The sequence below is a fragment of the Azohydromonas lata genome, assembly GCF_034427735.1.
Taxonomy (GTDB): domain Bacteria; phylum Pseudomonadota; class Gammaproteobacteria; order Burkholderiales; family Burkholderiaceae_C; genus Azohydromonas; species Azohydromonas lata.
In genome coordinates this window covers 17,866-40,605 of sequence record NZ_JAXOJX010000016.1, presented here as the reverse complement: position 1 = coordinate 40,605, position 22,740 = coordinate 17,866, and the positions used below count along the sequence as shown (strand labels likewise).

21 protein-coding genes are annotated in these 22,740 nt (G+C 71.1%); 3 read left to right on the top strand and 18 right to left on the bottom strand.

The window, feature by feature from the left end; translation table 11 throughout:
• Window positions 1–74 precede the first annotated feature (74 nt).
• From flgL to SM757_RS11825, 11 genes are all read right to left on the bottom strand, one after another.
• Window positions 75–1,319 carry a flagellar hook-associated protein FlgL gene (flgL, locus tag SM757_RS11875; RefSeq protein WP_066332603.1) on the bottom strand — a complete coding sequence of 415 codons (1,245 nt, stop codon included), beginning with the start codon at window positions 1,317–1,319 and terminating at the stop codon, window positions 75–77.
• 101 nt (window positions 1,320–1,420) lie between these two features.
• Window positions 1,421–3,457 (bottom strand): flagellar hook-associated protein FlgK, encoded by a 2,037-nt coding sequence (gene flgK / locus SM757_RS11870; protein ID WP_322465611.1) that lies wholly within the window; start codon window positions 3,455–3,457, stop codon window positions 1,421–1,423.
• Window positions 3,458–3,500: 43 nt separating this feature from the next.
• Window positions 3,501–4,457 (bottom strand): flagellar assembly peptidoglycan hydrolase FlgJ, encoded by a 957-nt coding sequence (gene flgJ / locus SM757_RS11865; protein ID WP_322465610.1) that lies wholly within the window; start codon window positions 4,455–4,457, stop codon window positions 3,501–3,503.
• Window positions 4,457–5,605 (bottom strand): flagellar basal body P-ring protein FlgI, encoded by a 1,149-nt coding sequence (locus SM757_RS11860; RefSeq protein WP_066332599.1) that lies wholly within the window; start codon window positions 5,603–5,605, stop codon window positions 4,457–4,459. Before SM757_RS11860 ends, flgJ begins: the two co-directional genes overlap by 1 nt.
• Before the next feature lie 2 nt (window positions 5,606–5,607).
• Window positions 5,608–6,315, bottom strand: coding sequence for a flagellar basal body L-ring protein FlgH (locus SM757_RS11855; RefSeq protein WP_066332753.1), 708 nt, complete (start codon window positions 6,313–6,315; stop codon window positions 5,608–5,610).
• 35 nt (window positions 6,316–6,350) lie between these two features.
• Window positions 6,351–7,133 carry a flagellar basal-body rod protein FlgG gene (gene flgG / locus SM757_RS11850; protein ID WP_066332590.1) on the bottom strand — a complete coding sequence of 261 codons (783 nt, stop codon included), beginning with the start codon at window positions 7,131–7,133 and terminating at the stop codon, window positions 6,351–6,353.
• Window positions 7,134–7,318: 185 nt separating this feature from the next.
• The gene (flgF, locus tag SM757_RS11845; RefSeq protein WP_066332586.1) at window positions 7,319–8,047 is read right to left on the bottom strand and encodes a flagellar basal-body rod protein FlgF; all 729 of its coding nucleotides are present in this window, start codon (window positions 8,045–8,047) and stop codon (window positions 7,319–7,321) included.
• A 44-nt stretch (window positions 8,048–8,091) separates the two neighbouring features.
• Complete coding sequence (gene flgE, locus SM757_RS11840) at window positions 8,092–9,372, bottom strand: flagellar hook protein FlgE (protein ID WP_066332582.1); 1,281 nt, start codon at window positions 9,370–9,372, stop codon at window positions 8,092–8,094.
• Window positions 9,373–9,388: 16 nt separating this feature from the next.
• Window positions 9,389–10,078, bottom strand: coding sequence for a flagellar hook assembly protein FlgD (locus SM757_RS11835; RefSeq protein ID WP_066332575.1), 690 nt, complete (start codon window positions 10,076–10,078; stop codon window positions 9,389–9,391).
• A 41-nt stretch (window positions 10,079–10,119) separates the two neighbouring features.
• A complete protein-coding gene (flgC, locus tag SM757_RS11830; RefSeq protein WP_066332750.1) occupies window positions 10,120–10,542 on the bottom strand; it encodes a flagellar basal body rod protein FlgC in 423 nt (140 codons plus the stop codon).
• A 59-nt stretch (window positions 10,543–10,601) separates the two neighbouring features.
• Window positions 10,602–11,105: a flagellar basal body rod protein FlgB gene (locus SM757_RS11825; RefSeq protein WP_066332573.1), complete on the bottom strand. Its 504-nt coding sequence runs from the start codon at window positions 11,103–11,105 to the stop codon at window positions 10,602–10,604.
• A 128-nt stretch (window positions 11,106–11,233) separates the two neighbouring features.
• Between SM757_RS11825 and flgA the strand changes: the two genes are divergently transcribed.
• The 3 genes from flgA to SM757_RS11810 all read left to right on the top strand — a co-directional run bounded on the left by flgA (window position 11,234) and on the right by SM757_RS11810 (window position 12,865).
• A complete protein-coding gene (gene flgA / locus SM757_RS11820; protein WP_157118757.1) occupies window positions 11,234–11,965 on the top strand; it encodes a flagellar basal body P-ring formation chaperone FlgA in 732 nt (243 codons plus the stop codon).
• Between the two features lie 166 nt (window positions 11,966–12,131).
• Window positions 12,132–12,449, top strand: a complete 318-nt coding sequence (gene flgM / locus SM757_RS11815; protein ID WP_066332571.1) for a flagellar biosynthesis anti-sigma factor FlgM — start codon at window positions 12,132–12,134, stop codon at window positions 12,447–12,449.
• Between the two features lie 20 nt (window positions 12,450–12,469).
• Window positions 12,470–12,865: a hypothetical protein gene (locus SM757_RS11810; RefSeq protein ID WP_066332569.1), complete on the top strand. Its 396-nt coding sequence runs from the start codon at window positions 12,470–12,472 to the stop codon at window positions 12,863–12,865.
• Window positions 12,866–12,971: 106 nt separating this feature from the next.
• Here the strand turns inward: SM757_RS11810 and SM757_RS11805 are convergent, their stop codons facing one another.
• The 7 genes from SM757_RS11805 to SM757_RS11775 all read right to left on the bottom strand — a co-directional run bounded on the left by SM757_RS11805 (window position 12,972) and on the right by SM757_RS11775 (window position 22,721).
• Window positions 12,972–15,275 carry a PQQ-dependent sugar dehydrogenase gene (locus SM757_RS11805; RefSeq protein ID WP_322465609.1) on the bottom strand — a complete coding sequence of 768 codons (2,304 nt, stop codon included), beginning with the start codon at window positions 15,273–15,275 and terminating at the stop codon, window positions 12,972–12,974.
• Between the two features lie 118 nt (window positions 15,276–15,393).
• Window positions 15,394–16,113 (bottom strand): RNA polymerase sigma factor FliA, encoded by a 720-nt coding sequence (locus SM757_RS11800; RefSeq protein ID WP_066332746.1) that lies wholly within the window; start codon window positions 16,111–16,113, stop codon window positions 15,394–15,396.
• Window positions 16,114–16,138: 25 nt separating this feature from the next.
• Complete coding sequence (locus tag SM757_RS11795; protein WP_066332564.1) at window positions 16,139–16,951, bottom strand: hypothetical protein; 813 nt, start codon at window positions 16,949–16,951, stop codon at window positions 16,139–16,141.
• Between the two features lie 14 nt (window positions 16,952–16,965).
• A complete protein-coding gene (flhF, locus tag SM757_RS11790) occupies window positions 16,966–18,534 on the bottom strand; it encodes a flagellar biosynthesis protein FlhF (protein ID WP_322465608.1) in 1,569 nt (522 codons plus the stop codon).
• On the bottom strand, window positions 18,531–20,621 hold the full coding sequence (gene flhA, locus SM757_RS11785; RefSeq protein WP_066332561.1) for a flagellar biosynthesis protein FlhA: 2,091 nt from the start codon (window positions 20,619–20,621) through the stop codon (window positions 18,531–18,533). Before flhA ends, flhF begins: the two co-directional genes overlap by 4 nt.
• 170 nt (window positions 20,622–20,791) lie before the next feature.
• On the bottom strand, window positions 20,792–21,931 hold the full coding sequence (gene flhB / locus SM757_RS11780) for a flagellar biosynthesis protein FlhB (protein ID WP_322465607.1): 1,140 nt from the start codon (window positions 21,929–21,931) through the stop codon (window positions 20,792–20,794).
• A 148-nt stretch (window positions 21,932–22,079) separates the two neighbouring features.
• Window positions 22,080–22,721 carry a protein phosphatase CheZ gene (locus SM757_RS11775; protein ID WP_066332553.1) on the bottom strand — a complete coding sequence of 214 codons (642 nt, stop codon included), beginning with the start codon at window positions 22,719–22,721 and terminating at the stop codon, window positions 22,080–22,082.
• Window positions 22,722–22,740: the final 19 nt, after the last annotated feature.

Here is a 22,740-nt window from a genome sequence, read left to right as displayed (position 1 = left end):
CGTTGCCCCGGCAGCACCGCGGCAATGGCCGCTTGTCCAGCCCCGCCGCGCAGTGCGGGCCCGCGCCCGCGGCATCAGCCGCCGATGTAGTTGAAGATGGAGAGCCGCTGCACCATCGAGTAGGTCTTGAGCGCCGCCTCGTAGCCGGTGTTCTTGAGCTGGAATTCCGACAGCGCCTGGTAGGGGTCGAGGTCCACGGCCTGGCTCCTGGCCTCCTGGCCCTGCAGCTTGAGCGAGGCGTTGCGCTCCTCGGCCGCGTCGGCGTGGTTGAGCGACTCGCCCGCGCGGCTGCGCAGCGAGCCCAGCGCCGTGAGCGAGCCGTCCAGCCCCGCCATGCCCTCCTGCACCGTCTGCTGCACCTGGGCGCTGCCGCGGTTGGGCGTCTTGAGCGCGGCGATGGCGCGGTCCAGCGTGTCGAACACGCTTTGCTTGGGCTGCGACAGCCGCACCTCGAAGACGTTGCCGTCGGCCGGCGCACCGCCGATGGCGAAGCTCATGCCGTCGAACTCCACGGCGCGGCCGCCGGACGTGCTGGTGCCCGTCCAGGGCTTGGGCGCATCCATGGCCTCACCGTTCTTGAGCACGGTGTAGCTCATGTCGCCGGCCGTGCCGCTGAACTTCACCTCGTAGCGCAGCGCCGAAGGGTCGGCCACCGCCGGCGGCGAGGTGGCGGCAAAGAAGGCGGCCGGGTTGGTGACATGCCCGCCGTCGCTCCAGGCCGTGGTGCTGTTGGTGTTGCTGGCCTTGAACAGGCCGTTGCCGTCCGGGGCCTGCAGCCAGGCGCCCTGCCCGTCCACGGTCAGCGCCAGGCCCTCGCCGCCGTCTGCGCCGGTCTGGGTGCCGGCCGTGCCGCGGAACGCCACGCCCGCGGGCCCGTTGACGAAGGGCGGCGCGCTGGAGCCCTGGCCGCCGAAGAAGTAGTTGCCCGCGCCGTCCTCGCGGTTGGCCAGCGCCAGCAACTGGTCGCGCAGGCCCTGCAGCTTGTTGCCGATGTTGGCGCGCTCGCTGTCGCCCAAGGCGCCGTTGCCGGCCTGCACCAGGGTCTCGCGGGCGTCCTGCATCAGGTCGATGGCGTCGCTCAAGGTGGACTCGGTCTGCGACATGGCGTTGCGGCTGGCGTCCACGGCGCGCTGCTGGGCGTCGCTGCGCGCGATCTGGGCCTGCGCGCGCTCGGCACGCGCGGCGGCCACGGGGTCGTCGCTGGCGCGCAGCACGCGCTTTTGCGCGTTGAGGTGATCCTGCAGGTCCGCCAGCTCGCTGTGGCGGTCCTGCAGCGCAGCGACGCTGCGCGCGAAGGTGGCGGTGTTGGTGATCCTCATCGGCGGCTCCTGTGCGTGCGGCGGCGGGCCTGGGCGGCGCGGGCGCGGACGTCTTGGTTCATGGCGGGTACGGTGCGGCGGCGGTCGGTGCCGGGCGGGCCTCAGCGCGAGGTGGCCTGCAGCAGCGCGTCGAACACCGTCTGCGCGACCTGCAGCACCTTGGCCGCGGCCTGGTAGCTCTTTTGGTACTGGATCAGCTTGGCCCCCTCCTCGTCGGTGTCCACGCCGGTCTTGGCGTCGCGCTGCGCCAGCGCATTGGTGGCCACGCCATCGGAGATCTCGCTGGCCGTGCGCGCCACCTGCACGCGCGAGCCCACGTTGGCCAGCGCACCGGCGTAGGCGTTGGTGATGGTGTCGCCGCCGGTGCTGCCGGCGGCGGACCAGTTGCGGCCTATGAAGGACTCCGTGCCCAGCCCGGCCAGCGCGCGGGCGTTGCCGTTGTTGGTGGCGGGGTTGGTGGTGGTGGCCACGGCGATGCTGTCGCCCTTGGCCGGGCGGCCGGCCAGCGTGAGGCTGAACCCTTCCAGCGCGATGGGCTGGCCGGCTTGCCAGGTGCCGGTGAGCGTGTTGCTGCCCACCACGGCGCCGGAGGCATCCAGCTCGTCCCACTTGTACTCGTAGGCGCCGCCGTCGTCGGTGAAGCTCAGGCTGCCCTGCACCGAGTGCGAGGCGTCAAAGCCGCTGCCCGTCATGGTGAGCGCGCTCACGGTGGCGGTGCCGGTGTTGGTGCGCTGGGGCGAGGCCGTCAGCGGCGCCGCGGCGGCCAGGCCACGCGGGTCGTCCAGCACGCGGCGCATGTTGGCTGCGGCACCGCCCACGGGCTGCAGCAGGAAGCGGTCGCCCGCGCTCACGCCTTCGATGTTCAGCGTGAAGCCGGGGTGGAAGCTCGCGTCCGAGCCCGCCGCGGCACCCTCGCGGGTGAAGCTCTGGCCGTCGGCGGTGGAAAAGCGCTGGCCGTCGCTGGTGCGCGTCATGACGTAGCCGCCCCCGGCGGCGCCTTCGAGCGTGTACTCGGCCGCCTCCAGCAGCGAGGCGTCGTCGATGTGTATTTCCACGCTGCCCAGCGCGTTGCCGCTGCCGTCGCGCGCGTTGCCCACGTCCGCCAGCCCGCGCAGCGCGCCGGCTTGCGACTGGCTCATGAAGTCGGTGAACAGCGGCTGGCCGCTGCCGGCGGGGCTGCGCAGGTCCAGGCCCAGGGCCTGCTGCTGGTTCATGCGCGCCGACACCGCGGTGGCCATCTGGCCCAGCGAGTTGCGCGCGGCCACCAGGTCCTGGTTCTGGAAGCGCAGCATGGCGCCCATGGAGCCGCCACCGGAGAGGGCGGTGCTGTCCAGCGTGACCAGCATGCCGTTGCCCTGGCGCACGCCCAGCGCGGCACGGCTGCCGTCCATGCGGTCGGCCGTGACTTCGAGCTTTTGCACCTGGTCGCCCAGCACCAGGCTCTGGCCGCCGGCGGCGAACACGCCTATCGAGCCGTCCGGCGCCGCCACGGTGCTCACCTGCAGGTAGCCGCTGAGCTGCTGCACCAGCTGGTCGCGCTTGTCCAGCAGGTCGTTGGGCGGCTGGCCCTGGGCCTGCTGGCGCACGATCTGCGCGTTGAGCTGCGCGATGCCGCTGGTGATGCCGTTGGCGCCGTTGATGGCGGTGCGCAGGTCCTTCACCACGCCGTCCTGCAGCGCGTTGAGCTGCTCGCCGGCATTGGCAAATCGCTGCGCGAGCTGGTCCGCGCGCGAAAGCACCACCTGGCGCGCCGAGGCGTCGCCCGGGCTGGTGCTCAGGTCGGTGAAGGCGCCCAGCAGCGAGCTGGCCGCAGCCCCCACGCCGGAGTCGCCGGTGGGAAAGGCGTTTTCCATCTGCGACAGCAGGTCCAGCCGCGTGCTGTCCGCGGCGGCCTGCGACTGGGCGGCGCTCACCTCGCGGGTGAGAAAGGCGTCGTGCGCACGCGAGATGGTGGTCACGTCCACGCCTTGCCCAATGAAGCCGCTGGGCGTGTACTGACCGTTGGCGGTGCTGAACTCCACCTCCTGGCGCGAGTACCCGGCAACGTTGGCATTGGCGATGTTGTTGCCGGTGGTCTGCAGCGCGGCGTAGTTCGCGCTCATCGCACGGGCGCCCACGGACAACAGGGAAAAGGCCATAGGAAAGCTCCGGGGTTCGTGTTCTTTGAAAGCGGGCCGCGCCTCAGGTCATCGCCCGCTGCAGCCGCAGCGTGGTGTCGATGACGCGGCCGAGCTTGTCGGCGTAGGCGGGATCGGTGGCGTAGCCCGCGCGCTGCAGCCCCTGCGCAAAGCCTTGGGCATTGCTGCCGCTGGCCACCACTTGGGCGTAGCGCGGGCTGTTCTTCATGAGGCGGGCGTAGTCGGCGAAGGACTCCTCGGCGCTGGCGTAGGCGCGAAAGCGCGCCACCACCTGGCGCGGCTGCCCGCCGACGTACTCGGTGGTGCGCACCTCGGCCACGGGGCCCTTCCAGTCGCTGCCGGCCTTGATGCCGAAGAGGTTGTGCGAGGGGCTGCCGTCGGCCTTGCGGATGTCGCGCTTGCCCCAGCCGGTCTCGTGCGCGGCCTGCGCGAGCATGAAGGTGGCCGGTATGCCCGTGGCCACCTCGGCCACGCGCGCGGCGCCCTGGTGCGCGGCAATGAATTCATGCGCCTTGCCGCGGGGAGCGGCCGCGGCCGTGGCGGACGCGCCGTCGGCGCGCGCCGGCGCATTGGCCGCCTGGCCGGGCAGCGGCGCGGCCAGGGCGCGCGACGCCGCGGCCTGGCCGGCAGCGCCGGACCCCTGGACGGCCTGCGCCCCATGGGTGCCCGCCTTGTCCAGGCCCATGCCCCGTTCGAGCTGGCGCAGGATGGCGCCGTGCAGCCCGCCGGGCTGGCCGCTCAACTGCGTGGACAGCTGCTTGTCCAGCAGCTCCGTTCCCAACTGCGAGCCCTCGTTGTCCAACAGCCCGCTGCTTTGCGTGGCCTGGCGCATGCTCTTGAGCATCTCCTGCATGAACAGCGACTCGAACTGCTTGGCCACCTCCTTGGCGGCGCCGCGCGGGTCGTTCTTGGCGACGTTGCGCAGCGAGTCCAGCGTTCGCGTGTCGGCGGCCAGCCCCTGCGGGGCGGAGGACAGGCCCTTGGTCGGGAAGGCGCACATCAGATCACCTCCAGCTCGGCATTGAGCGCGCCCGCGGTCTTCATGGCCTGCAGGATGGCCAGCAGGTCCTGCGGCGTGGCGCCCAACAGGTTGAGCGCCTTGACCACGTCGGCGAGCTTGGTGCCCGCGGGCAGTTGCACCAGGGCGCCGCCCTGCTGCGAAATCGTGATGTCGGACTTCTGCGTCACCACCGTCTGGCCCTGCGACAGCGGCGCGGGCTGGCTGACCATGGGCGTGGTGTTGATGGTCACCGACAGGCTGCCGTGCGCCACGGCGCAGGCGCCCAGCGTCACCGCCTCGTTCATCACCACCGAGCCGGTGCGGGCGTTGAGCACCACCTTGGCCGCCGGGCGGGCCAGCTCGACCTGCAGGTTCTCGATGTCGGCCAGGAAGGCCACGCGCGCGTCGGTGTTGCCCTGGGCGGGCATGCGCACGCGCACCACGCGGCCGTCCAGCGCCTGCGCCGTGCCCTCGCCCTTGGCGCGGTTGATGGTGTGCGCCACTTGGCGCGCGGTGTCGAAGTCCGCGGCGCTCAGGCCCAGGCTCAGCACCTCGCCTTGCTGCAGCGGCGTGGCCACCTCGCGCTCCACCGTCGCGCCCTCGGGAATGCGCCCGGCGCTCAGGTGGTTGATCTGCACCTTGGAGCCGCCGGCCGAGGCGCCAGCGCCGCCCACCACCAGGTTGCCCTGGGCCAGCGCGTAGATCTGCCCGTCGGCGCCCTTGAGCGGTGTGGCCACCAGCGTGCCCCCGCGCAGGCTCTTGGCGTTGCCCATGGAGGAGACGTTGACGTCTATGGCCTGCCCCGGCACGGCAAAGGGCGGCAGCACCGCCGTCACCATCACCGCGGCCACGTTGCGCAGCTGCATGGTGGTGCCCGGCGGCACCGTCACGCCCATCTGCTGCAGCATGGCGTTGAGGCTTTGCGTGGTGAAGGGCGTCTGCGTGGTCTGGTCGCCCGTGCCGTCCAGGCCCACCACCAGGCCGTAGCCCACGAGCTGGTTGTTGCGCACGCCCTGCACGGCGGCGATTTCCTTGATGCGCACGGCGTGCGCGCTGTGCAGCGGCACGAGCAGCGCGGCGCCCAGCGCCAGCACGGCCAGGGCGGCCCGGCCGCGGAAGGAGCGAAGTGACGGTGTCATGGCCCGCATCCTCAGAACGGCAGCACGCTCAGGAACACGCGGCCCAGCAGCCCCATGAGCTGCGCGTCGGCCTGCTGGCCGCGGCTGCGGTGCTCCACGCGCACGTTGGCGATGCGCGAGCTGGGCACGACGTTGCCGGGCTGAATGGCGCGCGGATCGACCTGGCCGGCAAAGCGCAGCACGTCCACGTTGGCGTTCACGCCGATCTGCTTCTCGCCGGTGATGAGCAGGTGCCCGTTGGGCAGCACGCCCGTGACCATGGCGGTGATGGTCCCGGAGAAGTCGTTGCTGCTTTCGGTGGCGCCCTTGCCGGCGAAGGTGTTGCTCGCGTCCGCGCCGGCGCCGAGCTTGCCGACGATGGAACCGCTGCCCAGTATGGGCAGCGCGCTGACGCTGGCGTCCACCTTGCCGCTCTTGTCCACGGAGCTGGTGGACTTCTGGCTGGCGCTCACGGCTTCCACGATCTGCACCGTGAGCGTGTCGCCCACCAGCCGCGCGCGGTGGTCCTCGAACAGCGGGCGGTAGGTCGCGCCCTGGAAGATGGAGCCGTTGGCCACCACCGGCACCGCCGGCATGGCCTGGGGCTGCACGGGGGCGGTGCTGGGCATGTCCACGCGCGGGGCGCGGTAGTCGTCCAGGCCGGCGCAGCCGGACAGCGCCAGCAGAACGGTGGCGGCCGCCGCGGCGGCGCTTCGGGACGGGAGACGGGGGTACTTCACGACGGAACCTTGGATGTTGCGCAGCGCTTTCAGCCTCAAAGCTGGCTGAGCTTTTGCAGCATCTGGTCCGAGGTGGAGACAGCCTTGGAGTTGAGCTCGTAGGCGCGCTGCGTCTGGATCATGCTCACCAGCTCCTCCACCACCGAGACGTTGGAGGTCTCGACGAAGCCCTGCGCCAGCGGGCCCAGGCCGTTGCTGTTGGGCGTGCCCGTGGTCGGGGTGCCGGAGGCCGCGGTTTCGGTGTACAGGTTCTGCCCGCGCGGCTCCAGGCCGGCCGGGTTGATGAACTGCGTGAGCTGGAGCTGGCCGATCTGCTGCGGCGCGAGCTGGTTGGGCACGGTCACGGTGACGATGCCGGTGGACGACACCGACACCTTGGTGGCGTTGTTGGGCACGGTCAGGCCCGGCTGCACCGTGTAGCCCTCGTGCGTGACGACCTGGCCATTGGAGTCCAGCCGGAAGGCGCCGTCGCGCGTGTAGGCCGTGGTGCCGTCGGGCAGCTGGACCTGGAAGAAGCCCTGGCCCTGGATGGCCACGTCCAGGTCGTTGCCGGTGCTCTGCAGGCTGCCCGGCTCGAAGTTGCGCGAGGTGGCCACGGTGCGCACGCCCAGGCCCAGCTGCAGGCCTTCGGGCAACTGCGTCTGCTCCGAGGTGGCCGAGCCGCTCTGGCGCAGGTTCTGGTACATCAGATCCTCGAACACGGCATGGCTGCGCTTGTAGCCATTGGTCGAGACGTTGGCCAAGTTGTTGGTGATGGTGTCCAGCTTGGTCTGCTGGGCTTCCATACCGGACTTGGCGATCCACAGCGAACGGATCATGGAAAGCTTCTCCTGGATGCTGCGGGCGATCTTCTCCCGCCCCCGGCCCCGCCCAGGGCACGAAAAAAGCGGTGTTTGATGTCCATATCGGCAGCGCCCGGCGCGGCTTGAGCCGGACCGGGCGCGCTGAGGTCACGAAGGGAGGCGGCGCGGGGCACGCCGCGCGCGGATTTCGGCGGCGGGGGTCAGCCGCCCAGCAGCTTGGCTGCCGTCTGCGACTGGCGCTCGGCCGTCTGCATGAGCTTCATCTGCTGCTCGAACTGGCGCGCCGCGGCAATCATGGCCACCATGGTTTCCACCGGCGAGACGTTGCTGCCTTCGAGCGTGCCGTCGCGCAGCCGCGCCGCGGGGTCGGCGGGCAGGTCGCCATTGGCGGCGCGAAACAGCCCGTCCGTGCCGCGGGTGAGCGCGGCCTGCGGCGTGACCATCTTGAGCCGCCCGGCGGTGGTGGTGCGCCCGTCAGGGTTGGTGATGCTCACCGTGCCGTCGCTGCCGATGCTCAGGGTGCCGCCCGTGCCCGCGGGCACGCTGATGGGACCGCCCTCGCCCAACACGGGCAGCCCGTTGCGGGTGACGACCTGGCCCTGCGCGTCCAGGTCCAGCGAGCCCGCGCGGGTGTAGGCCTCGGTGCCGTCCAGGCCCTGCACGGCCAGCCAGGCGTCGCCCACCATGGCCACGTCCAGGTTGCGCCCGGTGTTCTGCATGGGGCCGGGCGTGGCGTCGTAGCCGGTGGTGGTCTCCAGCGAGGGCACGCGGGTGCTGGCGCCGTCGCCGCGCACCGGCACGGCGCGAAAGGCCGCCATCTCGGCGCGAAAGCCCGCGGTGGAGACGTTGGCCAGGTTGTTGGAGATCACGTCCTGGCGCTGCATGGTCGCCTTGGCTCCCGTCATGGAGAGGTAAATCATGCGGTCCAAGGCAATGCTCCTTCGGTGCTTCGGTCAGTGGGCGGCGGGAACTATCAGCGCAGGTTGACCAGGGTCTGCAGCACCTGGTCCTGCGTCTTGATGGTCTGCGCGTTGGCCTGGTAGGAGCGCTGCGCCGTGATCATGTTCACCAGCTCGCCGGCCAGGTCCACGTTGGACTCCTCCAGAGCACCCGCCTGCAGCTTGCCCAGCGAGCCGCTGCCCGGGGCGCCGCGCACGGGCTCGCCGGCTTCCAGCGAAATCGCCCACATGTTGCCCGCCACCGGCTTGAGGCCCTGCGGGTTGCGGAAGTTGGCCAGCTCCACCTGGCCCGCGGCCAGGCTCTGGCCGTTGCTGTACTGGGCCATCACCGTGCCGTTGTCCTGGATGTTCAGGCCCGTGAGGTTGCCCGGGGGAAAGCCGTCCTGGTTGATCTTGGTCACCGAGAAGGAGGTGCCGTACTGGCGCACCGCGGTGAAATCGAAGCCGGAGATGGGAATGTCCAGCGTCGTCATGCCCGGCAGCGTGCCGGTGGCCGCCGTCGTGGTGGACACGATGCCGTTGCCGCCGGACTCCAGGGCGGGCAGCTCGGGCTGCGGGTCCTGCACGGTGCTGCCGTTGCTGGCGAACTTGAGCTGGTTGGTCAGCGCGGCGCCGCCGTTGAGCATGTTGCCGTTGGCGCTGACGAAGACGTTCCAGGTGTCGACGGCGGCCTTCTGGAAGTAGTAGGTCATCGCCACCGGCTGGCCCTTGGCGTCGTAGACGGTCTGGGAGGTGGCGTTGTTGTAGGTGGTGGGGTCGGTGGCGTTGAACGGCTTGGTGTCCGAAGCCGTGACGGCCGAGCGCGAGTCCAGGTTGAGCTCCAGCGAAATGCTGCCGGTGGCCTTGGGCTGTATGCCGGAGGTGGGCAACTGCAGCGCCTGCGGCGTGCCGGGCTGGATGTTGCCGTTGGGGTCAGCCGGGTAGCCCAGCAGCTTCATGCCGTCGTTGTTGACGATGGTGCCGCTGCGGTCCACCTTGAACTGGCCGTTGCGGGTGTACATCGTCGGGTTGACGCCGTCGCTCACCTGGAAGAAGCCGCTGCCGCTGATGGCCAGGTCGGTGGGCTTGTCGGTGGAGGTGATGTTGCCGCCGGTGAACTGCTGCGACACCTCGTCCAGGCTCACGCCGATGCCGATGTCCCCGCTCACGCCGCCCGAAGCCGCCGCGTACATGTGCGAGAACTCCGCGCGCGCGGTCTTGGCGCCATAGGTGTTGGCGTTGGCAATGTTGTTGCCGATGACTTCGAGGTTCTTGCTGGAGGCGTTGAGGCCGGAGAGGCCTTGCTGGAAGCTCATGGCGAGTCCTTGTTCTTCAGTTGAAGGCCTTGACGGCGCTGTAGTTCACGAGCCCGCTATGGCTCAGCCGCAGTTGCAGCGACTGTCCGCTGGTGCTGACGGCGGTGACGGTGTCGGTGGTCAAAGGCGTGGCGGTGACGGCGTTGGAGCCGGCGCTCGCGGTGACCTTGAAGGTCTGGCCCGCGGCCACGCCGCTGGGCTGCGTCCACTCGAAATTGACGCGCCCGGCCTTTTGCGCGTTCAGCTGCACGGTATCGATCACGGCGCCGGCACCGTCCAAGATCTGCACCTGCACCCGGTCGGCCGAGTTGGCGAGGTCCAGCGAGCCGGCCAGCTTGTTGGAGGCGCTGCCCTCGGTGAGCCGGTTGCCCTCGATCACCACGTTGCGGTTGACCAGGCTGGCGGCCTGCACCGCCTGCATCTGCATGAACTGCGAGCCCAGCCCGGCCACGGTGGTGTTGAGCTTGTCCAGGCCGCTGACGGTATTGATCTGCGCCAGCTGGCTCGTGACCTGCGCGTTGTCCATGGGGTTGAGCGGGTCCTGGTTCTTCATCTGCGCCACCAGCAGCGTGAGGAAGCGGTCCTCGGTGGCCACCTGCTTGTTCTTGTCGCTGCTGCCGGAGCTGCTCGTGCTGCTCGTGCTGCTGTTGGAAAGCGCCGCAAAGGGATTGGCGCTGTTGGCGGAGGTGGTGGCGGTGGTGGTCATGCGGGGAGGAAGTCAGGAGGAGCGGGCCGGCGCAGTCAACGTCAGCCCTGGCCCAGTTGCAGCGTCTTCTGCAGCAGGCTCTTGGCGGTGTTCATGATCTCGACGTTGTTCTGGTAGGAACGCGAGGCCGAGATCATGTTGACCATCTCCTCCACCGGGTTGACGTTGCTGAAGGTGACATACCCATCGGCATCGGCGGCCGGATGTTTAGGGTCGAACACGCGGCGCCCCGGCGAGTTGTCCTCCACCACGTTGCTCACGCGCACGCCGGCGCTCTCGCCCACGCCGCCTTGCTGTGCGCCCATGAGCTCGGTCTGGAACACCACCTGGCGCGCCTTGTAGGCCTGGCCGTCGGGGCCGGCCACGGTGTCGGCATTGGCCAGGTTGGAGGCCACGGTGTTCAGGCGCTGGCTTTGCGCGCTCACGGCGCTGCCGGCGACGTTGAAGATGTTGAGCAGGCTCATGCGGCGGTGGTTCTGGAATCGGTGGGCGAAACGGCGGCGGTGCGGGCGGCGCCGGCCGCTCACTGGCCCTTGATGGCGTCGAGCATGGTGCGCACGCCGGTATTGATGAAGCGCAGCGTCGCCTCGTACTTGACGCTGTTGTCGGCGAAGGCGGCGCGCTCGCGGTCCATGTCCACGGTGTTGCCGTCCAGCGAGGTCATGGCCGGGCTGGCGTAGGCCAGCTCGCCGTGTCGGCTTTGCGTGCCTATCTCGGCCACGGAGCCCTCCACCGGCGAGGCCAGGTGGCCCGCGGCGCTGGCCAGCGGCTGCGGCGCGCCGGAACGAATGGTCAGCGCCGGCGCGGCCGAGGCGCCGGCGGCCGTGGACGGCGGCATCATCTCGGCCCTGAGCGTGGCCTGGCCGCCCGTGGCCTCGCGCAGCGCCTGCGCGAAATCCATGTCGCGCGCCTGGTAGTGCGGCGTGTCGGCGTTGGCGATGTTGCTGGCCAGCACGCGCTGGCGTTCCGAACGCAGCAGCAAAGCCTCGGTCTGGAAGCTCAGGGTGTCGGTGAGGCGTTTGAGCATGACGGCACGGCTTTTCTGATGCGTCGCATTGTGGGCACGCCGTCGCGCGCTGGCCGCTGGAATAAGCGGCAGGAACCGGGCGCAATTCCGGCGCATGGCCCGCGCGGGCGGGCTCTAAAGTGGCCGCCGTGAAAGCACTGCGCCCCCTACTCCTGCCTCTGCTCGGCCTGTGCGCCGCGGCTGCGGCCTGCGCGCAAGCGGCAGCGCCTGCTGCCGCCGGCGCGGGGCTGGAGCCCGCGGTGCTGGCGCGCGTGCGTGAGCTGGCGCAGCAGGCGGCACAGGCCGCCTCGGCCGAGCTGCCCGGCGCCCGCGTGCAGCTGGAGCTGGGCACGCTGGACCCCAGGCTGCGCCTGGCGCCCTGCGCGCAGGTGCAACCCTACGTGCCTGCGGGCCAGCGCATGTGGGGGCGCGCACGCATCGGCCTGCGCTGCATGGCCGGTGCGCCCTGGAACGTGTATTTGCCCGTCACGGTCAAGGTCTTCGCCCCGGCGCTGGTGATGGCGCAGGCCCTGCCTGTGGGCACGGTACTGGAAGCCGCGCACCTGGCGCGCGAGGAAGTGGACGTCGCCGCCGGCGCCAGCCCCGCGGTGACCGCGGCCGAGCAGGCGCTGGGCCGCGCGCTGGCGCAGTCACTGCCCGCGGGCGAAACGCTGCAGCGCGCCCACCTGCGCGCGCGCCAGTGGTTCGCCGCCGGCGACACGGTGCGCGTGGTCGCCACGGGCGACGGCTACAGCGTCAGCGGCGAGGCCCAGGCGCTGGGTCCCGGCTTGGAAGGCCAGGCCGTGCGGCTGCGCACCGACAGCGGCCGCGTCATCAGCGCGCTGCCCGTGGCGCCGCGCCAGGCGGAGGTGGCGCCATGACGCGCACGTCCGTTTTCCCGCCGGCGCCTGCGCGTGCTCAAGGCTGCGCGGCGCCCTGCCCCCTATATGAGCGCCGGTTACCAAGCCCCATTAAAGTTCTCCGTAGCGGCTCCGATATCTCACCCATGTTGAGCGGGCCGGTCCAGCCCGTACCCGGAGACGCACCATGAAGATCGGCCCTTTCAATCTCTCGTCCGCCCGCACCACGGCCAATGGCGAGACCGCGGCTGCTGCGCGTCCCTCCACCAGCGGCACGGCATCCACATCCTCTTCCGTGGCCGCTGGCGAGGCCAGCAGCACGCAGGTCGCACTCTCGCCTGCAGCCACCACGCTCATTGCCGGCGGCGATGCCAGCTTCGACACCGCCAAGGTGCAGCGCATCGCACAAGCCATACGCGACGGCTCTTTCCGCATCAACGCCGGAGCCATCGCCGACAAGCTTCTCGACAACGCCCAGGAACTGCTGGCGCGTTCTCCGCATTGACACAACCACCGCTGTAACCCATGAACAACCCCTGCGCCGACAACACGTCCACCGCCGAAGAGCTGGAAAGCACTCTGGCTGTGCTGGAGGCGAACCTTTTGGGGTTGAGCAATTCCCTGCGCGAGCGCGACGCCGCCGCCATGGAGCGCCAGGCCGAGCAGTTGCACCAGGCCCTGGCCACGGCCGTCAACCGCTTCGCCCAGGCCGCGCGCAACGGCAGCGTGCCGCCGGCACTGCGCCTGCGCCTGGCGCACGCGGGCAGCCAGGTGGCCGCCCAGCGCGAAGCCCTGGCCCGCGCCACCGCGGCGCTGGACCGCGCCATCGACGTGCTGCTGCCCGGCCTCAATGCCGGCCCCGTCTACGGCGCCGGCGGCCTGGCCGACCGCCCCTCGCGCGGCGGCATGGTGCGCGCCTGAGCGGCCGCACCCTCGCCTGAACGGCCCGCTTCCAGCGGGCCTTTTTTGTTCCCCGTCGCCACGCGGGGGCATCGGCACGGTTTGTAGGAGTCAGCGACGCCCCGGCTTACGGATTGACGCCGCCGCTGTAGGGGCTCAGCCGCCAGACCTGGGTGCGCACGTTGCTGTGGTTGTTGTCGCTGGAGGTGCTGATGTAGAGCGAGCCGTCGGGCCCCTGCACCACATGGCGCAGCCGCACGTTGAGCTCCTCCAGCAGCGGCGTGACGGCGCGCACGGCGTCGCCGGTGTCGGTGAGCTGCAGCACCAGCAGGCGGCGGCCCGACATCTGGCCGATGACCAGGGCATTGCGCCAGTCCTTCCAGACCGGTCCGGTGACGAAGGTGCCGCCGCCCGTGCCGCGCGCGGGCAGGCCGGAGCGCCAGGCCGGGCGCAGCGCATCGGGATAGAGGCCCGTGTCCGTCATCCTGGTGCCGGCATAGCCGCAGTAGGTGAGCAACTGGCCGTTTGGGCAGCGCGCGCCGGGGCTGCCCAGCGGGCGCGGGCGCGGGTCCCAGCCGCCGTTGCCGGGGCGCAGCGGCGTGACCTCGTCGTCACTGCCGGGGCCGTGCTCTATCAGGTAGGGCCGCTGCGTGAACGGCTGCACCGCCAACCCCTGCCCGTTGCGCAGGCCCACGACCCAGAGGCGCGCATCGCCCCCGGCCGGCGCCTGGTTGCCCGCGGCCGGGCGCCCCTCGCGGTCCACCCGCAGCACCTTGCCGCCCAAGGACTTGAGGTTCTGCGGCACGGGCCCCGCGCGCAGGTCGCCCGTGCTGATGAGCAAGTCCGTCCCCACGAAGGCCAGCGCCCCGCCGGAGTGCTGGCCGACCAGCCCGGGCTGGTTCTGGAACGGGATGCCGGTGACGATGTCGGTGCGCCCCTCCACCCCCGTCCAGTCCGGCTTCACGCGCAGCCGCACCACGCGGTTGTCGCGCACGCCGCCCAAGCTGGAAGCCATGAACACGTACACGCGGCGGTTGGCGGCGAACTCCGGGTCCAGCGCCAGGCCCAGCATGCCGCTGTTGGTGGCGCTCACGAAATCCGCCGGCGCGAAGAGCTGCCGGCGCTCGCCGCCGGGCAGGCGCGCCCACAGCCCCTTGCCGCGCTCGGTGTAGAGCATCACGCCCTCCGGCGCGAAGGCCATGTCCCAGACCTCGTAGACGTTGCGCATGAAGACCTCGCGCACCAGCGTGGGCGCGCCCGCGGGCAGCGCTTGGGCGCTGAGCTGCAAGCCGGCGTAGCCGCCGGCCTGCACGTCCATGGTCTGCTCGCCCTCGCCGGCCCCCAGCGTCCAGGTGCCCGGGCTGGCGCGCCCCTGGGCGTCGCTCACGGCCACGGTGCGGCCGACGCGGCTGCCGTCGTTTGGGCTGAAGCTCACGGCCACGCCGGCCACGGGCCGCCCGGCGGCGTTCATCACGTACACCGCGGGCTGGCGCGGCAGCGCGGTGTTGACCGGCGCCATCTGGTGGTTGCTGGCTTCCGGCACCTCCAGCCGCGCCCCGTCGGACAGCGCCGTGGCCCGTATCACGGCCTCGGCCAGCCCCGGCGTGCTGGCCGAGACGCGCTGCCGCCCGGCAATGGGCCCAAGCGTCCAGCTTCCCAGCCGCGCATTGCCCTGGCCGTTGGTGAGCACGTAGGCGCCGGTGATGGTCCCGCCGCCGTCCACCACCCGAAAGCGCACCGGCACGCCCACGACGGCCACGCCGTTGGCGTCCAGCACCCGCACCATGGGCGCCACGGGCAGCCGCGTGTTCACGGGCGCGCTCTGGCCCTGGCCCTGCACCACGCGCACGTCGGCCGGCGTGCCGGCGGCGGCTTCCTCGGACACCAGGCGCCAGGCCTGGGCGCAGTCGGCGCTCAAGGGCTGGCGCACGGCGGCGGCGCCTTCGGCATCCGCCGCGGCGGCCAGCGCCAGCCCGTCCTGTCGCGACACCACGCGCATCCAGCCGTCGCCCAAGGGCTGCAGCACGACGCGCTGGCTGGCCGTGTCGGCCCGGGCGCCTTGCGCATAGCCGGCGGCCTCGCTTTGCAAGGCCAGCTCGCTGTGCTGCGCCGTGAGGCGGTAGTCGCCATCGGCCAGCCGCTCCAGCCGCCAGCGCTGGTGTGCCAGCGACTGCCAATGCCCAAGCTGCAGCGCCGCCTGCTCGCGCACGGCGCCGCCCTGTACCTGCAGCACACGCAAGCTGCATTGGTTTTCCACTCGATACACCCCGTCGCCGGGCAGCCCCGGGCTCGCGGACGGCATGGCCGCGGCCGTCGCCGCAGCGCTGGCGCCCTCCTGGGCCCGCACCGGCAAGCCCGCCGCCACGGCGACCGCACCGCCCGCCAACCCCAAGGCGCGCAGCCAGGCGCGCCACTCCGCTTGAAACCGCATGGCAACCCTCAAGACCGTGAAAAGACGGCCGTGGAGAGAGCAAGAGTGATGCCCTGGCGCGTTCGGGGCGTGCCTAAGGGGACCTTCCGTTACAGGCGGGCGGCACGCGGCAGGCGCCTCACCACTCCCTGAGCTTGGAGCGCAGCCGCGCGATGCTCTGGCTGTGGAGCTGGCACACGCGCGACTCGGTCACGCCCAGCACGGCGGCGATTTCCTTGAGGTTCATGTCGTGCTCGTAGTACATGCTCATGACGTACTGCTCGCGCTCGGGCAGCGCCTCGATGGCGGCCACCAGCGCCTCGCGCATGCGCCGGTCCTGCAGCCGGAACATGGGGTTGGCCTCGGCGTCGCCGACATGGCGGTCGAGGAACTCCTCGTCGCCGTCACCGTTGCCACCGCTCATGTCCTCCAGGTACAGCAACTGCGTGCCGCGCACCTTGCCCAGCATGTCCTGGTAGTCGGTCAGCGACAGGCCCATCTCCGCGGCGATCTCGCTCTCGATGGGCACGCGGCCCAGGCGGTGCTCCAGCTTGTGCACGGCCGCCTCGATCTCGCGCTGCTGGCGGCGGTTGCCGCGGCTCATCCAGTCGGCGCCGCGCAGCTCGTCGAGCATGGCGCCGCGAATGCGCTGCGTGGCAAAGGTTTCGAATTGCACGCCCTGATTGGCGTCGAAGCGGCCCAACGCATCGTTGAGGCCCATCATGCCGACCTGTATCAGGTCGGACAGCTCCACGTTGGCCGGCAGCTTGGCGATCATTTGATGCGCCAGCCTGCGCACCAGCGGGCTGTACTGCGTCAGCAGTGCGTCGGTGTCCAAGCGACCTTTGGCGGTGTACATATTCCAGCGCTCCAGGGCGTCCTGCTCAGTTGCGCGCGGGTAAGGCCGCGCCCCGGGCGGCATCGCCTCCGCCCGGATGCCAGTTCCCCGGCTCTTGTTCATCGTGTGCTTCCAGCAGCGCCGCGGCCAGTTGCGCCAGCGTGGGCGGCAGCGCGGGCTCCTGCGCGTCGCGCGCCGGGTCCAGCGCCACGCCGTGGCGCAGCCCCAGGTTGAGCCGGCTGCGCGCCCAACCGCCCAGGTGGCGCACGGCGCGCACGGCCTGCGGCGAGGTCATGGGCAGGCCCAGCAGCAGGTCGAACTGCGTGCAGCGGTGGCGCGCGGCCAGCAGCCGCAGGCTGGCCAGCGCGTGGGTGAGGCTGTCGTCGCCCTCGGCGGCCAGCAGCAGCGGCTGCAGCGCGCGGCCGCCGAAGAAGCGGCTGATCTCCGTGGCCGGCGCGTGCACCAGCAGCACGTCGCACTGCGGCGCCGCGGCCGCCAGGCGCTGCAGCCACTGCGCCGCGCCGCCGGCCACCTCGCGCAAGCCCTGCGACAGCCCGCGCGCAGCCACGTAGGACAGGCGCTCGCCCAGGGGCTCCAGGCCCAGCGCCGGGTCTTCCAGCACCGCCACGGAGGGCACGGGCGCGCTTTCGCTGGCGTCTATGACCAGCGCGTGGCAGGCCTGGGCGGCAAAGGCCGCCGTCAGCCGCTCCAGCAGCACGCCGGCGCAGGCCACGTGCGGGTTGCTGGCCACGGCGACGAAGCGCTGGTGCGCGCCGCCGCTGAAGAGCCGGCGCAAGCCCGCGGCTTGGTCGGTGCGGTCGCTCAGCGTCAAGGAATTGCGGTTGAAGAGACTGCGCATACCCCGCCGCTCCCTCAAAGCATGGCCTGTGCCGAGTCGGAACGGCCCGCGTTGGAAAACACCAGGTTCACGTCGTCAGTCTGCATCCGGTAGGCCGCCGCGCCGCCGGCGCGCAATGCGCGCTGCACCAGCGCGATGGCCGACAGGCGGTGCCAGTCCTCGGGCACGCGCTGCCCGTTGGCCACGCCCACCACGCGCAGCCGGTGGCGGATGAGCGCGTCCAGCGCAGGCGCGAGCTTCACCGCCTCGTCCAGCTTGGACAGGATCACCCCGCGGCACTCCGCGGCACGCCAGGCCAGCATCACGTCGTCTATGGTCTCGGACTGCGAGGCGGCATTGACCACCAGCAGCCGCCGGATGGACGGGTGCACCAGCATGTCCAGCAGCTCGCGCGTGCGCTCGTCGCGCTGCGCCATGCCGGCCGTGTCGATGATCACCATCTTCTTGCCGCCCAGCAGCGCCAGCAGGTCCTCCAGCGAGGCGCGGTCGTGCGCGGTGTGCACCGGCACGCCCAGGATGCGGCCGTAGGTGCGCAGCTGCTCATGGGCGCCCACCCGGTAGGCGTCCAGCGTCACCAGGCCGAGCTGCCCCGGGCCGTGGCGCGTGGCGCAGGCCGCGGCGAGCTTGGCGGTGGTGGTGGTCTTGCCAACGCCGGTGGAGCCGATGAGGGCGTAGACGCCGCCCTCGTCCTCCAGCGGCACCTCGGCCTCGGCGCTGCGCAGGTTGCGCTGCAGCACGCCCGCGGCCCAGGCCAGCGGCTCGGCCGTTTCCGCCGGCAGGCCCTGGCAGAGCTTGCGGATGAGCACGGGCGAGAAGCCGCAGTCCAGCAGCCGCTGCGTCAGGGCCGCCTGCGTGGGGCTGCGCTGGAGCTGGTCCACGTAGGCCATGGCATCGAAGCGCTGCTCGATGGCGCCGCGCATGGAGCGCAGCTCGTTGAGCATCTCCATCTGCTCGCGGCGCAGGTCTGCGGCCATGTCGCTGATCTCGGGCAGCACCACGTTGACGGCGGGCGCCTGTGCCAGCGGCGTCTGCAGCACCGGCACGGCCTCCAGCGGCACCTGCCCCGTGTAGAGGGACTCCGCCAGCGACGCGGGCGGCGGCGCGGGCGGCAGTTGCGCCTGATGCACGGGCAACTGCGCCTGAGGCACGGGCGCTTGCGGCTGGGCCGCCACCTGCATCGGCGCCGCGGCGCGCAAGGGCATTTCGGCCGCCGGGAGGGCGGGCGCTTGCGGCTGCGCGGGGCGCGTGATCTCGGCCTGGCGGCGCTTGAGCATGCGCTCGCGCACGTAGTCCTGGAACGACAGCGTGCTCATGGCCGCCGCCTCCTCATGGGCCGGCAGCTGCGCCAGCGGCTGGGCCTGAGGGCGGGCGGCCGACTGCACGGCGGCAGCCACCGCGGTTCGAGCAGGCAGCCCGGGCGTGAAGCGTTCAAGCTGGCGCACGCTCTCCGGCGGCATGGCCAGCATCTCCACGCCCTCGGCACAAGGGCGGGTGGAGAGCACGACGGCGTCTTCGCCGAAGGCCTGCTTGACCAGTTGAAGGGCCTCGCGCGAAGTGCGCGCTGTGAAGCGTTTGACGTTCATGCAGTGCCCCCGATGATCGAGGCGATTCGAATGGAGTGGGTTTCAGGAATCTCGCTGTGCGCCAGCACCTTCAGGCGTGGCGCAGCGCGCTTGAGCAGCCGCGCCATGGGCGCGCGGATGGCGTCAGGCACCAGCAGGCAGGCCGGCACGCCCAGCTCCTCCTGGCGCTGCGCGGTGTCGGCCGCGCCCTTGGACAGTGCCTCGGCCACGCCCGGGTCCAGCGCCGCGCCGTGCGGCGAGTTCAGCGCCTGCGCCACCAGGCGCTCCAGCCCCGGCTCTATGGCGATGACCTCGAGCTCGCGCACGGGCCCGTAGATCTGCTGGACGATGGCCGGCGACAGGTGCACGCGCACGCGGCGCGCCATCTCGGCCGCATCGGCCGCGGCGGCGGCATTTTCCGACAGGCACTCCACGATGGAGCGCATGTCGCGGATGTGCACGCCCTCTTCCAGCAGCAGCTGCAGCACCTTCTGCACCACCGGGATGGCCACGATCTTGGGAATCACGTCTTCGATGAGCTTGGGTGCGAGCTTGGCCACATGGTCCACCAACTGTTGCGTTTCCACGCGGCCCAACAGCTTCGCGGCATGGACCTGCATCAAGTGTGAGAGGTGGGTGGCCACCACGGTCGAGCAATCAACCACGGTAAAGCCGCTCATTTGGGCCTGCTCGCGCAGCCGCTCCTCCACCCACACCGCGGGCAGGCCGAAAGCCGGGTCGGTGGTGGCGGTGCCGGGCAGCTGCTGCGTGGCGCCGCCGGGGTTGATGGCCAGCAGCATGCCGGGGAACGCCTCGCCCTCGCCCACCACGGCGCCGCGCAGCGTCACGCGGTACACGCTTGGGCGCAGCTCCAGGTTGTCGCGGATGTGCACCGCCGGCGGCAAGAAGCCCACCTCCTGCGCAAACTTCTTGCGCACGCCCTTGATGCGGGTGAGCAGGTCGCCGTTGCGGGTCTTGTCCACCAGCGTGATGAGCCGGTAGCCCACCTCCAGGCCCAGCGTGTCCACGGGCACCAGGTCGTCCCAGCTGGCCTCGGCGTCGGCCGGGCGCTCCACGGGAGCCGCGGGCTGCTGCGGCTGCAGCGCGCGGCGCTGCGCGGCCTGCTGCAGCTTCCAGGCCACCGCGCCCAGCGCCGCGGCCAGCAGCAGGAACACCAGGTGCGGCATGCCCGGGATCAGGCCCAGCCCGCCCACGATGGCCGCGGCAATGGCCAGCGCACGCGGCGAGCCGAAGAGCTGGCCGCCGATCTGGCTGCCGATGTCCGCGTCCTTGCCCACGCGCGAGACCACCATGGCCGAGGCCACGGAGATCAGCAGGCCCGGGATCTGCGCCACCAGCGCGTCGCCCACGGCCAGCAGGATGTAGGAGTTGGCGGCGTCGGCGGCGCTGAGGTCGTGCTGCGCCATGCCGATGATGAAGCCGCCCACCATGTTGATGAACAGGATCAGCAGGCCCGCCATCGCGTCGCCGCGCACGTACTTGCTGGCACCGTCCATGGAGCCGAAGAACTCGGCCTCGTCGCCCACCTCGGCGCGGCGGCGCTTGGCCTCCTTCTCGTCGATGAGGCCGGCGTTGAGGTCGGCATCGATGGCCATCTGCTTGCCGGGCATGGCGTCCAGCGTGAAGCGCGCGCCGACCTCGGCAATGCGCTCGGCGCCCTTGGTGATCACGATGAAGTTGATCACCACCAGCACCGCGAACACGATCAGGCCCACGGCGAAGTTGCCGCCGATGAGGAAGTGGCCGAAGGCCTCGATGACGTGGCCGGCCGCACCCGTGCCCGTGTGGCCGTTGAGCAGCACCACGCGCGTGGAGGCGACGTTGAGCGACAGCCGCAACAGCGTCGTGACCAGCAGCACCGCGGGGAAGGAGGCGAAGTCCAGCGGCCTGACCATGCTGGAGGCCACCAGCATCACGATCAGGGCCATGGCGATGTTGAAGGTGAAGAACACGTCCAGCACGAAGACCGGAAGCGGCAACACCATCATGGCCAGCACCATGACCACGAACAGCGGCGCACCGAGCGTGCGCACGAAGTCCGGCTTCACGCCCAGCATCGCCTGCAGCCGAGCGAGATAGGAGTTCATGGGGGAGGATTGTTCCGGGGCGTGGCGGCGACTTGAGCCGGATTAGAAGGCCGAAAACGGCGCTGTTCACCCATGGCACGACGCAGCTTGCGACAACGCAAAAAATTGCCGTTTCCCGACGCCCGCGGCGCCAGCGTCCGTAGCGCAGCCGCCGCCGCGGGCGCAGCGCGTCAATGCGGCGCCTTGTTCAGCGGGTCCATCTCCGGCGGCACGGGCAGCGATGCCGGCGCCACGGGCATGGCGCCGCGCCCGGCCATGGCCGCGCGCAACTGCCACACGTAGGCCAGCACCTGCGCCACCGCGGCGTACAGCGCGCCGGGGATCTCGCGGTCCAGGTCGCCGTGGGCGTAGAGCGCACGCGCCAGCGGCGGCGCCTCCAGCAGCGGCACCTGGTGCTCGCGCGCGACCTCGCGTATGCGCTGCGCCATGAGGTCCGTGCCCAGCGCGACCACCTTGGGCGCGGCCATGGAGGCCTCGTCGTACTGCAGCGCCACGGCGTAGTGCGTCGGGTTGGTCACCACCAGGTCGGCCTTGGGCACGGCCGAGAGCATGCGCTTGCGCGACATCTCGCGCATGCGCTGGCGGATCTGGCCCTTGACCTCCGGGTTGCCCTCGGCCTCCTTGTGCTCCTGCTTGGCCTCCTGGTGGCTCATGCGCAGCCGCTTGAGCAGCAAGAAGCGCTGCAGCGGCACGTCCACCAGCGCAAACAGCGCCAGCGCCCCGATGAGCAGCGCCAGCCCGCCGTAGACGCGCGAGGTGCCCTCGGCCAGCGCCGCGGGCAGCGGCAGCGACAGCAGCGCGGTGAAGTCGCCCAGGTGCGCGCGCAAGTACAGCCCGCCCACCACGCCCAGCACCAGCGCCAGCAGGCTGACCTTGAGCGTCTGCACCAGCTGGTCCTTGGACACCAGCCGCCCAAGGCCCGTGATCGGGTTGAAGCGGGTGAAGTCCGGGCGCAGCGCCTGCGTGGCGAAGTTCCAGCCCCCGCCGCCCAGGGCCGCGCCCACCGCCACCAGCGCCATGAGCAGGCCCATCGGCAGCACCACCAGCAGCATGGGCAGCACCAGGTCCATGAGGCGCTGCCCCATGGCCTCCGGGTGCATCAGCACTTGGTGGTCGAAACGCAGCCCGTGCACCAGGATCCTGCGCAACCAGTCGGCCAGCGGCCGCGCCCCGGCCACCAGCGCCAGCCCGCCCACGGCCATGGCCGCGAAATGGCCCAGGTCGCGCGAACGCGCCACCTGGCCCTCTTCGCGGGCCTTGCGTATCTTGCGTTCTGACGCCGGTAAGTCGCGGTCCTGGTCATCAGCCATGGCTGTGCCTCAGTGGGAAAGCGCGCGATGATGCGCCCGCGCGCGCGGCCGCGGCGGGCAAAAAAACGGCGCCTATGCCGCGCAATACGAAAAGCCGCCCGCGGGCGGCTTCGCTTGGGAGCCTGGCTGCGCGGCCGGCGCGCCGGGCTCAGAAGCCCAGGCTGGCCAGCAGGTCGTCGACTTCGCTCTGGTCGGTGACGACGTCGGTGCGGCCCTCGGCATCGACCACCGGGCCGTCGAGCTCGGCCACTTGGGCAGTGGCCATGTTGTGCATCTTTTCACGCTGCTCGGGCGGCACCACCTGCACCAGCAGCTTGAGCAGCCCGTCTTCGAGCTCGTTGGCCAGGGTCACGACCTTGGCCACCACCTGGCCGGTGAGGTCGTGGAAGTCCTGCGCCATCATGATGTCGGTGAGGTGCCCGTCGATGCGCGAGGAGGCCGTCTCCACGTCGTGCATGAAGTTCATCACCGCGCCGGAGGCCACGGCCTTGACGGGGTTGCTCACCATGGCGGCGGCGATTTCGCGCGTGGCGTCGCTGATGCGCTTTTGCTCGATCTTGGCCTCTTCGACCAGGTTGAGCACCTTGGTGGCGGCGTCGGCCGTCTTGGTGGCGATGTACTGCAGCCGGCTGCGCGCGTCGGGCAGGCCATCGGTGGCGGTCTGCAGCCGCGGCATCACGTCGAGCTGCTGCATGGTGTCGTGCAGCATGCGCGTGATGGCGCCGAGCTGCTGGAACACCTCGGGAGAGACGATCAGCGGATTGCTGGGCGTGGTCAGGTCGAAGTTCATGATCGCTGGCTCCTTCGCC

Bases quoted from the DNA above. Each gene is read 5' to 3' on its own strand.
- flgL (WP_066332603.1), bottom strand. From the start codon at position 1,319: ATGAGGATCACCAACACCGCCACCTTCGCGCGCAGCGTCGCTGCGCTG.
- flgK (WP_322465611.1), bottom strand. From the start codon at position 3,457: ATGGCCTTTTCCCTGTTGTCCGTGGGCGCCCGTGCGATGAGCGCGAAC.
- flgJ (WP_322465610.1), bottom strand. From the start codon at position 4,457: ATGTGCGCCTTCCCGACCAAGGGCCTGTCCTCCGCCCCGCAGGGGCTG.
- SM757_RS11860 (WP_066332599.1), bottom strand. From the start codon at position 5,605: ATGCGGGCCATGACACCGTCACTTCGCTCCTTCCGCGGCCGGGCCGCC.
- flgG (WP_066332590.1), bottom strand. From the start codon at position 7,133: ATGATCCGTTCGCTGTGGATCGCCAAGTCCGGTATGGAAGCCCAGCAG.
- flgE (WP_066332582.1), bottom strand. From the start codon at position 9,372: ATGAGCTTCCAGCAAGGCCTCTCCGGCCTCAACGCCTCCAGCAAGAAC.
- SM757_RS11835 (WP_066332575.1), bottom strand. From the start codon at position 10,078: ATGACCACCACCGCCACCACCTCCGCCAACAGCGCCAATCCCTTTGCG.
- flgC (WP_066332750.1), bottom strand. From the start codon at position 10,542: ATGAGCCTGCTCAACATCTTCAACGTCGCCGGCAGCGCCGTGAGCGCG.
- SM757_RS11825 (WP_066332573.1), bottom strand. From the start codon at position 11,105: ATGCTCAAACGCCTCACCGACACCCTGAGCTTCCAGACCGAGGCTTTG.
- flgM (WP_066332571.1), top strand. From the start codon at position 12,132: ATGAAGATCGGCCCTTTCAATCTCTCGTCCGCCCGCACCACGGCCAAT.
- SM757_RS11810 (WP_066332569.1), top strand. From the start codon at position 12,470: ATGAACAACCCCTGCGCCGACAACACGTCCACCGCCGAAGAGCTGGAA.
- SM757_RS11805 (WP_322465609.1), bottom strand. From the start codon at position 15,275: ATGCGGTTTCAAGCGGAGTGGCGCGCCTGGCTGCGCGCCTTGGGGTTG.
- SM757_RS11800 (WP_066332746.1), bottom strand. From the start codon at position 16,113: ATGTACACCGCCAAAGGTCGCTTGGACACCGACGCACTGCTGACGCAG.
- SM757_RS11795 (WP_066332564.1), bottom strand. From the start codon at position 16,951: ATGCGCAGTCTCTTCAACCGCAATTCCTTGACGCTGAGCGACCGCACC.
- flhF (WP_322465608.1), bottom strand. From the start codon at position 18,534: ATGAACGTCAAACGCTTCACAGCGCGCACTTCGCGCGAGGCCCTTCAA.
- flhA (WP_066332561.1), bottom strand. From the start codon at position 20,621: ATGAACTCCTATCTCGCTCGGCTGCAGGCGATGCTGGGCGTGAAGCCG.
- flhB (WP_322465607.1), bottom strand. From the start codon at position 21,931: ATGGCTGATGACCAGGACCGCGACTTACCGGCGTCAGAACGCAAGATA.
- SM757_RS11775 (WP_066332553.1), bottom strand. From the start codon at position 22,721: ATGAACTTCGACCTGACCACGCCCAGCAATCCGCTGATCGTCTCTCCC.